Origin of the sequence: Fibrella forsythiae, assembly GCF_017353175.1 — a bacterium.
Lineage (GTDB): Bacteria > Bacteroidota > Bacteroidia > Cytophagales > Spirosomataceae > Fibrella > Fibrella forsythiae.
The window spans coordinates 1,120,023-1,133,489 of record NZ_JAFMYW010000001.1; the positions used below are offsets into that span (position 1 = coordinate 1,120,023).

Annotated in this window: 9 protein-coding genes; all 9 read left to right on the forward strand. The window is 54.4% G+C overall.

Annotated elements, in window-relative coordinates:
• The first annotated feature begins 99 nt into the window (after positions 1 to 99).
• The 9 genes from J2I46_RS05105 (at position 100) to J2I46_RS33315 (ending at position 13,381) form a co-directional block, all read left to right on the forward strand.
• Complete coding sequence (locus J2I46_RS05105) at positions 100 to 1,125, forward strand: SMP-30/gluconolactonase/LRE family protein (RefSeq protein WP_229379509.1); 1,026 nt, start codon at positions 100 to 102, stop codon at positions 1,123 to 1,125.
• Positions 1,126 to 1,153: 28 nt separating this feature from the next.
• The gene (locus J2I46_RS05110) at positions 1,154 to 2,743 is read left to right on the forward strand and encodes an FAD-dependent oxidoreductase (RefSeq protein WP_207327838.1); all 1,590 of its coding nucleotides are present in this window, start codon (positions 1,154 to 1,156) and stop codon (positions 2,741 to 2,743) included.
• A 245-nt stretch (positions 2,744 to 2,988) separates the two neighbouring features.
• Positions 2,989 to 3,507 carry a GFO_1088 family ECF-type sigma factor gene (locus J2I46_RS05115; RefSeq protein WP_207327839.1) on the forward strand — a complete coding sequence of 173 codons (519 nt, stop codon included), beginning with the start codon at positions 2,989 to 2,991 and terminating at the stop codon, positions 3,505 to 3,507.
• Positions 3,491 to 4,282 carry a HEAT repeat domain-containing protein gene (locus J2I46_RS05120; protein ID WP_207327840.1) on the forward strand — a complete coding sequence of 264 codons (792 nt, stop codon included), beginning with the start codon at positions 3,491 to 3,493 and terminating at the stop codon, positions 4,280 to 4,282. The genes J2I46_RS05115 and J2I46_RS05120 overlap by 17 nt, the downstream gene beginning before the upstream one ends.
• A gap of 26 nt (positions 4,283 to 4,308) precedes the next feature.
• Positions 4,309 to 5,157 (forward strand): DUF4097 family beta strand repeat-containing protein, encoded by an 849-nt coding sequence (locus J2I46_RS05125; RefSeq protein WP_207327841.1) that lies wholly within the window; start codon positions 4,309 to 4,311, stop codon positions 5,155 to 5,157.
• A 140-nt stretch (positions 5,158 to 5,297) separates the two neighbouring features.
• On the forward strand, positions 5,298 to 5,999 hold the full coding sequence (locus J2I46_RS05130; RefSeq protein ID WP_207327842.1) for a DUF4097 family beta strand repeat-containing protein: 702 nt from the start codon (positions 5,298 to 5,300) through the stop codon (positions 5,997 to 5,999).
• Positions 6,000 to 6,401: 402 nt separating this feature from the next.
• Positions 6,402 to 8,849 (forward strand): TonB-dependent receptor, encoded by a 2,448-nt coding sequence (locus J2I46_RS05135; RefSeq protein WP_207327843.1) that lies wholly within the window; start codon positions 6,402 to 6,404, stop codon positions 8,847 to 8,849.
• 427 nt (positions 8,850 to 9,276) lie between these two features.
• Positions 9,277 to 11,931 (forward strand): hydroxysqualene dehydroxylase, encoded by a 2,655-nt coding sequence (locus J2I46_RS05140; protein WP_207327844.1) that lies wholly within the window; start codon positions 9,277 to 9,279, stop codon positions 11,929 to 11,931.
• 1 nt (position 11,932) lies between these two features.
• Positions 11,933 to 13,381, forward strand: coding sequence for a sensor histidine kinase (locus tag J2I46_RS33315; protein WP_207327845.1), 1,449 nt, complete (start codon positions 11,933 to 11,935; stop codon positions 13,379 to 13,381).
• The last annotated feature ends 86 nt before the right edge of the window (positions 13,382 to 13,467 follow it).

Below are 13,467 nucleotides of genomic sequence, written 5' to 3' on the forward strand. Positions count from 1 at the left end.
CACTCATAAAGACAAACGGGCAGCTAACATCCCTTTGCGGCTAGCCGTTGACTACTTACGGAGAATAAATCCTTTATGATCTACAGATTCTATCTTTTTTTGTTTGTCTTCGCTGGCATGCAACTAGGCTGCGGGGCTCCTATTCTGGCACAGCTACCACAGAAAGGCAACGCAAAACAGGGTTCTATGACCACAATCGGCGAGGTAATTCGGATTGATGCCCGGCTCAACCAGCTCATTCCGGTCGGCGCGACAATCGAGGTTATTGGCTCCGGTTTCGGGCACCTGGAAGGCCCCGTCTGGGTACGTGATAGTGTCATGCTGCTGTTTTCCGACTCTGAGCACCAAACCATTTATCGCTGGTCGCCATCGAAAGGGCTGTCGAAATTCCTGACCGAAACAGGCTACACGGGCCGCCTGCCCTATAGCAAGGAACCAGGCACCAACGGTCTGGCCATCACGCGTGAGGGCCACCTGCTCATCTGCGAACACGGCGACCGACGCGTGGCCATCCTGCCAATGACCCCAAAAAATGGCAAGCGAACGCTAACAGACAGTTTTGAGGGAAAGCGACTGAATAGCCCCAACGATGTGGTGGTGCATTCGTCGGGCAGCGTCTATTTCACCGATCCACCCTACGGCCTGCCCAAACGGGAGAAAGATTCTACCCGCGAAACCCCGTTCAGCGGCGTATATCGACTGGCATCGACCGGCAGGTTAGCCCTCCTTACCCGCGATTTGAACTGGCCAAATGGACTGGCTTTTTCACCCGATGAGCAAACGCTTTACCTGACAGAATCAGACTCGCTCAACTCCAGGATAATGGCCTATCCGGTGCGGGCTGATGGTGATCTGGGAAAGGGAAAGGTCTTTTTCGAGATGTCGAACGTACCCAAACAGCTTCCCAACGACCGGGCCGATGGGCTAAAAGTAGATCGCGACGGGAACGTATGGGCAACCGGGCATGGCGGCGTGCTGATACTCACCCCAACCGGAGTATTACTTGGCCGGATCAGCACGGGCGAAACCATCGCCAACGTAGCCTGGGGCGATGACGGATCTACGCTATACATGGCTTCGGGGCCATATCTATGCCGAATACGAACCAGCGTGAAGGGCTGGTAAACCGATATCTATATAAACGAACAACGACATGAACGAACTTGCCGTTGCCCAACTCGACGAATTAGTGGACGGGCAGATGAAGGAAATAACCGCGGGCGACACTAAAATTCTCGTAGCGCGTGTGGGCGAAACAGTCTATGCCGTTGGTGCCGTTTGCCCGCATTATCAGGCACCGCTGGCAAAAGGATTGCTCTGCGGTCATCGCCTCTATTGTCCCTGGCATCACAGCAGTTTCGACATTACCAACGGCAATCTGCTCGACCCACCCAGCATCGACGGACTGCCGACGTACCCGGTACGCCTGGAAGATGGCCAAATCTGGGTGAGTTTGCCAGATACCAAAACCCCGCTGGCGGGCAATCCAGACCCGGAACAGATTCCTGCGGATGATCGAACGGTGGTTATTCTTGGCGGCGGCGCTGCCGGACTGACTGCCGCCCAAACGCTCCGTGACGAAAAATTCGGGGGTCGCGTTGTGATGGTCACCCGTGAGAATGACTTGCCGTATGACCGACCAAAACTGAGCAAGAATTTCCTCGATGGCCGCGCTTCCGCCGAGAAAGTACCCCTACGCAGCGAATCGTTTTATGAACAAAATAACATAGAAGTCCAGGTCAACAACGAGGTGTCGAGCGTTGACGCAGAAGCCCATACCATCACATTTGCCGACGGTGACTCCATGCACTTCCATGCGCTGATCGCCGCAACAGGCAGTACGCCCAACACACTATCGGTTCCCGGCGCCGACAAGGCAGGCATCTGTACATTACGTTCGTTCGCCGACGCCCGGCAGATTGTCGAGCAACTACCCGAAGGTGGGAAGGCGGTGGTTATTGGGGGCAGTTTCATCGGGTTGGAGGTAGCAGCCAGTCTTCGGAAACGCGCGTTGCAGGTAACCGTTGTTACGCCGGAAACCGTCTTGTTCGAAAAAATACTGGGCCCGGAAATCGGTGGCATGTTACAGCAGTTGCACGAAACCAACGGTGTAGCGTTCCATCTCGGCGCAACGGTTGAATCGTTTGCCGGCGACGAACACGTGTCAACGGTGTTACTCGACAACGGCGAACAGCTACCCGCCGACATCGTGATTGTGGGCATTGGAGTACAACCCAATACAGACTGTCTGGCCAGCCTGCCACGGTTCGAAAAAGACAAGAGCATTATTGTGGATACGTACCTGCAGGCCGCCCCGGATGTGTTTGCCGTGGGCGATATTGCCCATTTTCCCGATCATCGAAATGGCGAATCGCCCATCCGCATCGAGCATTGGCGAACGGCGCAGCAACACGGTATCATTGCGGCGCTGAACGTGCTGGGCAGAGCCAGACAGGTTGGCGAATCAGTGCCTTTTTTCTGGACAAACCAGTACGAAAAACGCCTCTCCTACGTCGGTCATGCCGATCAGTGGGACGAGATCATCATCCACGGGAAGGTGGCCAAACAGGATTTCCTCGCCTTCTACGTGAGCGGAAATCGCATACTGGCCGTAGCCAGCATGAATCGGGATCAGGATTCGCTGGCAATCGAAGAGCTGATGCGGTTACGCCTGATGCCCTGGGCTGAAGAAATCAAGGAGAAATTACCCAACTTTATTCAATTGGTTAGCGAAGCGAAGTAGTCTGCGTATTGCTTTTGCGTGCGTATTGCTTCGCGCTATGTGCCCTTCGACCAGGCGACCCTGGTAGGCTTAGGGCCCGGAACGCGAAGCAATACGCATTGCATATAACCACCTGAATATCAACTATATAATATCGATCTATACCAGAAAATATCGTACAAATTCCTCCCTCCTTACCTCCCTCTCCAAAAATAATTTCGCCAACGCTGTAATGTTTTCCCGCTGTAGTCGTCTTTGCCATTGACATGGACCTACACGCGTTTAAGCAACGGATACTGCCCGTCCAAAATCGGCTCTTCAGGCTGGCCACGATGTTTTTGCGCAACCGCGAAGACGCCGAGGATGCCTTGCAGGATGTGATGCTGCGCTTATGGTCGAACAGACAGCAACTGGATGCCTATCAGAGTGTGGAAGCGCTGGCCGTACAAATGACCAAAAATCTGTGCCTGGATCGCCTGAAGGCCCATGCCCGGCAGAAACCTGTCGACAATGCCGATCTGAGCAGTGTGGCCAGCAGCCAGCTTTCGCCGTACCGGCAAACGGAACTGATCGACAGCGCCAGCCAGATGCATCGGCTGATTGACGAACTGCCCGACGTTCAGAAACTGGTACTCCACCTGCGTGATGTGGAAGAGTATTCCTTTGATGAAATTGAACAGATAACCGGTCTGTCTCTCAACTCAATACGGGTAAACCTGTCGCGGGCACGGCAGCGCTTGCGCGACGGCTATCTTAAAGTAACCAACTATGAAACAGGACATTGATAAGCTGTTATCCCGCTATTATGCGGGCGAAACAACCCTCGACGAAGAAAAACAGCTACGCGCTTTTTTCAGTCACCCCGAACAGGTACCGACTTATTTACAGCAGCACGCGCCGCTGTTTCAGTATGTAACTACCGCTCAACTGCAACAGTCGCCAATTGATATCACGGCCCGTCTGGAGCAGAAACAGGAACCCCGGCAACTGGGGAAAGTCCGGCAACTGACTTCCTGGAGTCTGCGCCTGGCGGCTGGTGTAACGCTGCTGCTGATCGGCTTTGCGAGTGGGTACGTGTACACACGCTGGGCAGCTAGCCTATCAGTCAATGCGGAACTCGCTTCCAGTGATCAGCCGGAAGCGGCATCGATGAAGAAAGTGCTGGCGTTCGATGCCAAGTCGCAGACCTCGGCCAGCGACCGGATTCAGGCGGTCAATCAGAGTTATGCGTTAGACGGCGCCGACCGGGAGATTACGCAACTGCTCATCAATACGCTCAACTTCGACGCGAATGTCAACGTGAGGCTGGCGGCCTGTCAGGCGCTGTTGCGGTTCGAGCAGGAAGAGGGCGTTCGCGAAGCGCTGATCCAGTCACTGCGGATCCAGAAAGACCCCAACGTGCAACTAACGCTGATCGACGCGCTGGTGGCTATCAAAGAAAAACGGGCTGCAACCGATATGCAGTGGCTGGCGCGAAATCAGCAGGTGCTGGAGGTAGTACGGCTTAAAGCCGAAGCGGGCGTCGGCGCACTAACCAATCCATCACAATCTCCTTCGTAAAGCGTATCAATTAACCACGTACTATCATGAAAAAAATGCTGTTACTGGGCATTCTATGCCTAAGTCGAATCACTGTGCTCTATGCGCAGGAAACCAAGTCAAAAACGGGCGCTGGCCAATACCGGGTGCAGGAAGGTGAGGTTGCTCCTTTGCAGACCAAGGAATATAAACTGAAGATGGCCAATTCAGACGATCAGAAAGTAACGATCATGCTGAATGCCGCTAATCTGAAGATTGAGGGCTACAATGGAAACGAACTGATTATCCAGACTACGGCTAAACTACCGGTTGTACCTGAGCAGGCGAAAGGGTTGCGGCCATTATACAATTCTACCGTAGACAACACCGGTATTGGCCTGGCCGTAACAACGGAAGGCGGCGGCGTTAGCATCGAGAGCGCTACACCCAGGAATATACCGTACACGATTCGTATCCCACAGAAAGCGGGGATTCTCTATGAACAGATAAACTGGAACGTTGGTCACGTGACCATTCAGAACGTGGATGGCGACCTGGAACTCCGGACCAACAACGGCAGCATGTACCTGACAGACGTGACGGGGCCCGTCGTGGCGAACTCTACCAACGGCGAAGTAAAGGTGGCTTTCTCGGCCCTTAATCAGCGCAAGCCAACGGCAATCACTACCATAAACGGGTCTATCGACGTTACCCTGCCTGCCAGCACAAAAGCCAATTTCAAGCTAAGTAATATCAATGGGGGCATGTACACCGATTTCGACCTGGGCCTGAACAAAAAAGATGGCCTGAACAGAATGGGCGGCGGCTACACGACCAACGGTACCACCAATGGCGGCGGGGTTGACCTTCAGCTGAAAACGATCAACAGCGATATCTACATCCGAAAGCAGAAGTAAGCTATTACCCTTTCGTGCCTTGCTGACGCCTGGTCGAAGGGCCGTGCGTCAGCAAGAAGACACGGCAGAACCCCCACAGTGCCCTTCCTACAAATCACGTCAAATCAGATCATTCCGTCTTTTTCTCTACCCCTACTGCCATGAAAAACGCCCTGCTTCTACTGCTGATTCTGTTTCTGGTGACCCCTGCTTTCTCCCAGAAAATCATGACGAAAACGTTACCGCTGACGGCAGATCAGGCCGTTCATCTCAACCTGAAATTCGGCGACAGCATCCAGGTACGTTACTGGGACAAGGCCGATGCGTCGGTGCGGATTTCGGCCCTGATCAACAACGGCAAACTGAACGATGCCCTGACGGTCGAAACATCATCGAATTCGCAGGCTGTCAGCTTGAACACGGATTTTGACCGCGAACTGATTAAGCAGGGAAGATCAGAGGATTGCCCCGGCAACAACAGATCGACCTGGAAGACCGAAAAGAATGGCACTTCCTATTCGGTATGCAGCCAGATCAACTACGTTATTTTCCTGCCCCGGAAGGCCGCCCTACGGATCGAGACGATCAATGGCAACATCGACATTCAGGGCGCCACAAGTCCTGTCTGGGCTAAGTCGATCAGTGGGTACGTAGATATGAGCTGGGCGGGAAACCGGGGTGCCAACGTGGCCATGAAAACCATCACGGGCGAAGTGTATTCCGATCTGACTATTGACTTCAAGAACAAGCGCGAAAAGCATCCGATTGTGGGTTATCTGCTGGAAGGAACCGTATTGAGTGGCGGCCCGGAGGTGCGGCTGGAGTCGATCAGCAACAATATTTTTCTGCGGAAAGAAAAATAAGTGAGCCTTTTTGGGTCGCAATGCAACGTTCAGGAGCAGCTTGCATCCTTTATCGTGAAAGGCCATTCCGCTACGGTGCACAGATAGGGTGAAGGGTATTCAGGCGCGTTCAGGTTCACCCCATTTTTGGGCTGGTTCATCCCATTGTCAACACGGGCCTGGGTGTCGCGCTTAGTTTTGGGCAACAATCCATAACACACTATGCCTATTTTCTCATTCAACACCTTATCCTGCATTTCGGGCCTTTAATCAGTAAACTCACCAGAGCGACCCAGTAACCCGCTGTGGTGCATTCGCTGAACAGCAACGACACAGATACCGTACGTTAGGCCGCCGTTCACCGTTGCCCGAGCCGGGCTCGTGTAACGGATTGCTCCCCACTTTCCATCCAATCAACCTCTTATGAAGCCTTTTCTAGCCGTAGCCGCTCTGGCGCTATGGGTTGGGACTACTTTTGCCCAATCCAACCCGACAATCGTCGTTACCGGGACACTGGTCGACTCCACCACAACGAAATCCGTTCCGTTTGCCACCGTTGCGGTTCGAACCGCCAACGCGCTCATTGGCGGCAGTACCACAGATAGCACAGGTACGTTCAAACTGGCCAGCCTTTCGCCGGGGAGTTATACGCTGGTGCTCTCATCGATAGGCTTTCAGACGCGTAGCCGGCTGATCACGCTGGCAGACGACCAGGCCATTGTGAACCTCGGCTCGCTGCTGCTCCGGTCTGAGAGCCGCACGCTGGGTGAACTCACCGTTACGGCCCAGAAATCACTGATTGAAGAAAAAGGCGATAAACTCATCTACAACGCCGAAAAAGACATCTCCAACGCGGGCGGTTCGGCTGCCGATGTACTACGCAAAGTGCCCGCCCTCAGCTTAGATCTGGACGGTAACATTCAGATGCGCGGCAACAGCAACATTCGCGTGCTGATCAACGGTAAACCATCGGCGATGATGGCCCGGAACCTGGCCGATGCCCTCAGGCAAATGCCCGCCGACAACATCAAATCCATAGAGGTCATAACTAGTCCAGGCGCAAAATATGATGCCGAAGGGGCAGCGGGTGTCATAAACATCATTACCAAAAAAGCCCTTCAGGGATTCAACGGTTCGGTGATGGCCTCGGCAGGTACGTTGAACCGCAGCCTGAATACGAAACTATCCGTGAAGACCAAAAAGGTAGGGGTTTCGCTGGCTGCCAACGGGTACCAGTTTCAGAACATACGGGAGGCAGATACCCGACGCACAACGCTACTGAACGGCCAGCCGCTGAATATCCTGACGCAGTCGAGCCGCGCCGATAATATAGGCACTGGCGGCTACGGTGAGTTCAGCCTCGATTATGACCCCGACACCACGAGCCGTATCAACTTTTCAGCCAATGCCTGGGGCGGCTCCTATCCCAACAACAGTTCGGTGATCAACCAACTGACCGACCCGGCTGGCATGCCGCTTCAGTATTTCCGCAACGATATCCGTTTCCGTAATCCGTATGGTAACAGTCAGTTCGATCTGGGCTATACCAAAACGTTTCGCAAGCCTGCCGGTGTCAACTCAGATCACGAATTCACGCTGTTGACTCAGTTTAGCCGAATGCCCGACAACTATTTCTACGACACCGACCGCTACACGCTCAACGAGGTAGAACAGCTTAGTTTTCGGCAGCGCAGTACCAACTACAGCCGTAATAAAGAATACACGCTTCAGGCCGATTATACCCATCCGTTCCTGATCCGGTCGAGCCGCGATACCACGCAGGCCAAACTGGAGGTAGGTTTGAAGGCCATCCGGCGCGACATTGGCAGTGAATACCGCGTTGAGCAGTCGGCAGACGGTACAGCGCCCTTTGTGGTTGACCCAAGCCAGTCGAATGATTTCGAGTACAATCAGCAGATTGTTTCGGGCTACACGGCGTTGCGCCTGGAAACCAAACGGAAGTGGAACCTGAACCTGGGTGCGCGACTGGAGCGAACAACCATCGACGGAAATTTCCTGACAACCCAAACGGCTCTCTCGACCCGGTACACTAACCTGATTCCGAGCGTAACTGTCTCGAAAGGCATCAAAACCCACACGCTGAAAGCCAGTTACACTCAACGGATTCAGCGGCCACAGCTCTGGTTTCTCAACCCCTGGGTGAACGCCAGCGACCCCCGCAATCTGCAAACGGGCAATCCGTACCTCAACCCCGAGCTGAACCACGCCGTTGAGTTGGGGCATAGCGTTTCCACGAAAGCGGGCCTGTCGATCAACTCGGCCCTCTACTTCCGCATGACAAATAACGCCATCGAGTTCATTCGCACCGTTGATGAAACAGGCGTTGGGTTAAGTAAGCCCCAGAACCTGGCCCGACGCCTGGCCTATGGGCTGAACACGAACCTGTCGGGGCAGGCCAACAAAAACTGGACGATGAACGGGGGCGTAGATGTCAGGTACGTTGACCTGAGTAGCCCCGCCCTGAATCAGAGCAACAGCGGCCTTGTTGGCAATCTGAACGTCAGCAGTACCTACAAACTGCCCCACGATTACACCTTTCAGGCCAATGCCAATGTAAACTCCGGCTGGATCAGTTTGCAGGGAATCGGTTCACCATTTTACTGGTATGGCTTTGCGTTGAAACGGGAGATGAAGGCAAAAAAAGCGAGTCTGACCCTCGGCATCAACAATCCATTCAACCGGGGCATCAGGCAAACGCTGACCCTATCGGCACCGACCTTTGAATCGGAAACGCGATCGTTCTTCCTGACGCGCTCGTTCCGGCTGGCGTTCGAATGGCGATTTGGGCAGATGAGTGCAGGCGGCAAGCAGAGCAAGAAAGTACAGAACGACGATGCCGGCGGACGATAGGCAGGCGCTGCTTTAACCAGCAGACACCCATTTTTTCATCCAATACTGATAGCAATAACGTGCCGGTACGTTTGTGTTCAATCACAAACGTACCGGCACGTTGGCATGTATACCCCCTGGTCTGACCCACGCTGAAATGCCCTGGCCCATGTGTTGATTGGGCTCTCATCAAACGCAGCCCAGCCAGCCGCGAATTGCCCTGCCTGCCAATAGGTCTAACAGCGTGTCAGGTACGTTGCTTTGGTTGTCAGAAACGCTCTTTAAGAACCAAAAACCGTAGATAGTTTCTCTACGTGTTAGTACTAGGCATTAGTCGTACGACATACTTCTCTGCATTCATGACTTTGTTGTTGTCAGAACCTGTTTTCAGGCAAAAAAATTGTATATAGCTAGCTGGTTATCAGTGCTATCCCCCTATTCCTGACTTATGCCTAAAAAAGTGGTTATCCTCGGAGGAGGCGTTGCCGGATTGAGTGCCGCTCACGAGCTGATTGAGCGGGGATTTGACGTTGATGTTTACGAAAAAAAGCCTACGTACCTGGGCGGCAAAGCACGGTCTGTCAACGTACCTGGCTCTGAGCTTCCGAAGGCAGGCGGTGGCCAGCATGCGCCGCTACCGGGCGAACACGGCTTCCGCTTTTTCCCCGGTTTTTACCGGCACATCACCGACACGATGAAGCGCATCCCCTTCACCGACGCAACAGGCCGGAAAAACCCAAATGGCGTATACGACAACCTGGTTGATGTGCAGCGCGTTGGTATTCTGCGCAACGGCAAGCCCCCAATCATCACGGTTGTCAGCTTCCCCAAATCGCTGGCCGACCTTGAAGCAGCACTATCCGTCCTACATACCCACGATACCGGATTACTGCCCGGCGAGGCCCGTTTTTTTGCCAGTAAAGTGTGGCAGCTGATGACCTCCTGCCAACGTCGGCGGGAGCTGGATTACGAAAAAATTGGCTGGTGGCAATTCATGGAAGCCAGCAGCCACAGCAAGCCGTATCAGCATTTGCTGGTGGAAGGTCTTACCCGCACGCTGGTGGCCGCCAACGCCAAACACGCCAGCACTAAAACCGGGGGCGATATTTTCATCCAGTTGCTGTTCAACATCGCCAACCCCGGCATGCATACCGACCGAGTGCTGAACGGCCCTACCACCGATGTGTGGCTGAAACCCTGGGAAGAGTACCTGAGCGGTAAGGGAGTCCGTTTTTTCCGGGGTGCGCTGGTTGAAAAGCTGGTAGTCGCCGACGGGCGTATTGAGGCGGTGACGATTCGGGACTGGCAAAAAGCGCAGGCTGCCAGCTCGTTGGCCCCTGGTTCAGCAGCTACGACAGCCAACGCATTCAACTACGACCCGCCCGCCCTGGGCGACTTTTACCTGCTGGCAACCCCGGTTGAGGTGACCACCACCCTCTTTGAGCATAGCGTAAAAAAGAACAGTGGCAGTTTGAAACCACTCGATGAACTGGCCAGCAACGTTGCCTGGATGAACGGCATCCAGTTTTACCTCAACCAGGAGATCGACATTGTTCAGGGGCATTGCATCTATGTAGACAGCGAGTGGGCGTTGACATCGATCTCGCAGCTTCCCTTCTGGTCGGGCTACCGGATGGACGAGCGGGGCGATGGCACCGTAAAAACCATCTTCTCGGTCGACATTTCCGACTGGAACACGCTCAGCAGTAAAAACGACCCGGATCTAAAGCCGATGAAGGCGAAAGATTGCCAGACGTTCGATGAGATTGCCGACCGGGTTTGGGCGCAGCTTAAGCGCAGCCTCAACGTAAACGGCACCGTGGTCCTGAGCGATGACATGCGGCAGGGCGTTTACAACGATCACGGCCAGGCTTATAAAGGTTATTATCTGGATCACTCCATTAACATGCAGGCACCGCCCGGCGCAGCTGACCCCGCCGCTTCGGCCGTGGGCGAAGCGATGGCTGACCTGAAAGCCGTCAACCACGAGCCACTGCTGGTTAATACCGTCGATAGCTGGGGGCTGCGCCCCGATGCGTATGTAGGCGGCATCTCGAACCTGTTTCTGGCCTCCGATTACGTGCGAACCAACACGGATCTGGCCACGATGGAAGGAGCCAACGAAGCTGCCCGCCGCGCCGTCAACTGCATCATCGACGCAGCGAAGGTCAACGCCGAGCCCTGCCAGATCTGGAACCTGCACGAGCCTGCTTTTTTCGTCCCCCACAAGTGGTACGATGCTTACCGCTACCAGCGGGGGCTACCCTACGGCCATCCGCCGGGTTGGCTGAAAGCTCTTTTCCTGGCCTGGGGCATAGTATACGGCGTTGGTTTCGCCCTGATGATCGCGTTCTACTGGGTGCAGGATAAGCTATCCCGCCGGCCAGAGACGATCGTGGCCAACCGGTCGGTTACGGCCCCTCCCGCTGTTCATGGCGGCGAAGTGGGCAGGGCTCATGCCCTTCGGGTGCCGTTCATGCTGGGTATGATGACCCTGGGGGTTGGTTTGCTCATTCTTGACAGTCATCTCAACCTTGGCTGGCACACGGCCGCTGTTTGGGGGTATGGCCTGACGGCCTTGTATGCCGCTTACGTACTCCTCAGTCGCGACACGGTGGTAGGTGCTATTCTGGCGTTTGCGCTTGTAGCCGGTTTTGCCGAACTGGCCAGTGATTACTACCTGGTTTCCATTACCGACACGCTCATATACCCCCGCCCCGAACCACGGCTTTGGGATTCTCCGGCCTACATGCCGTTCAGCTGGACGGTTGTACTAACGCAGATCGGATTTATTGGTTACCTGATCATGAAACGCCTTAGCCCGCTGCAAACGGGTCTGCTGCTTGTTCCGATCAGTGGCATTCTGATTCCGCTCTACGAAAACTGGGCTATTCAGGGGGGCTGGTGGAATTACGTGAACGCACCGGAATGGCATGGCGTACCGTACTACATCTACCTGGCCGAAGCCCTGCTTGTATTCCCGGTTCCGTATTTTATTCGCAAAGCAACGGTCGCTGGTGGGCGCTGGGCCCTGATTGGCGGCCTGCTGGAAGGTCTTGTTATGCTGGTCGCTTGTCTGGTTGCGTTTAAACTGGTCGGATAATATGCTGCAACGCGTAAGCACCTACTTCTTCCCGCCAGACTTTTCGGGCACGGAGGAAAACCGGCGACAGGCTACGATCATCGTCAACTCCGTTGTGCTGACCTCCCTGTTCACCCTGAACTACCTCATTCTTTGCCTGTGGTTGCGGTATGAACCCGGCATTTACATCATGCTGGCGAACCTGCTGGTTTTCGTGACCGCCCTGTTCCTTTTCAAGGCCGGGGTGATCACGTACCTGGCGCTGGGCTATGCCTTTAATCTGTTTGGTATACTGTTCGTTTTTCTGGAGTGCTTTTACCTCGGCGGATTCTACGGCGACGTCACGATCTGGCTGGTGGTGATGCCGCTGGTAGGTACGTTCCTGCTCGGAAAGAAAGGGGGACTCATCACACTGAGCCTCTCATTGACCCTGCTGCTTGTACTCTGGTACCTGGAATTTCGGGGCGTTGTTGTTCCCAATCATATCACCCTGAATGAGTACAGATTATTCTTTCGGCTCAACATCATTATGGGGCTGATGCTGATAATCGTGATCATTGCGTTTGTCTTTACCAACTCGAATAACCGCGCCCTGCGCCTGATCAGCGAGAAGAATGCGTTGCTGCAACTGCGCTCCGAACAGCTCGAACAATCGCTCAACGAGCTGCGAACCACGCAGGTTCAGCTCATCCAGAAAGAAAAAATGGCCAGCCTGGGCGAGCTGACAGCGGGCATCGCCCATGAAATTCAGAACCCCCTCAACTTCGTCAACAACTTTGCCGAGGTAAGCAGCGAACTGGTTGTGGAGTTGAAAGAAGGTTCACTGATGCTGTTGCCCGTCGACGAAAAAGAATATGCCGATGAGATCGTGGGCGATCTCTCCCTTAATCTGGTCAAGATTTCTCAGCACGGCCAACGAGCCTCAGCCATTGTACGCGGCATGCTGAAACATAGCAGCAGCAGTACCGGCGAACGGCAGCTAACCGACCTCAACGCCCTGGCCGATGAATACCTTCGACTGAGTTATCATGGGTTGAGGGCAAAAGACAACTCATTCAACTGCCAGCTCATTACGGAGTTCGACCCCAATCTGCCCCATCTGAACATCGTGGGACAGGATATAGGCCGGGTGCTGCTGAACCTGTTTACCAATGCCTTTTACGCTGTACAGCAGAAAGCCCGGCAAATGGAACCAGCTGCCAACTACGAACCAACCGTTCGGGTACGTACCTGCCGGCAAAACGGGAAGGTCGACATTCATGTGCGGGATAATGGCAGCGGCGTTCCCGACGGCATCAGAGCCAAGATTTTCCAGCCTTTTTTTACCACCAAGCCAACCGGTGAGGGTACGGGTCTGGGCCTTAGCCTTAGCTACGATATCATAACGAAAGGGCATGGCGGAGAACTGGTCATTAAGAGTCAGGAGGGCGAAGGTGCCGAGTTTGTGATCAGCCTGCCCGCTGGTAAGTAACGCAGGTGTTGACGGCTGAACAGGATATGCTGATGGCCTGTAAGCAGTAGCAAACACTGGCAGGACCACCCCATCCGTTGGCCGGA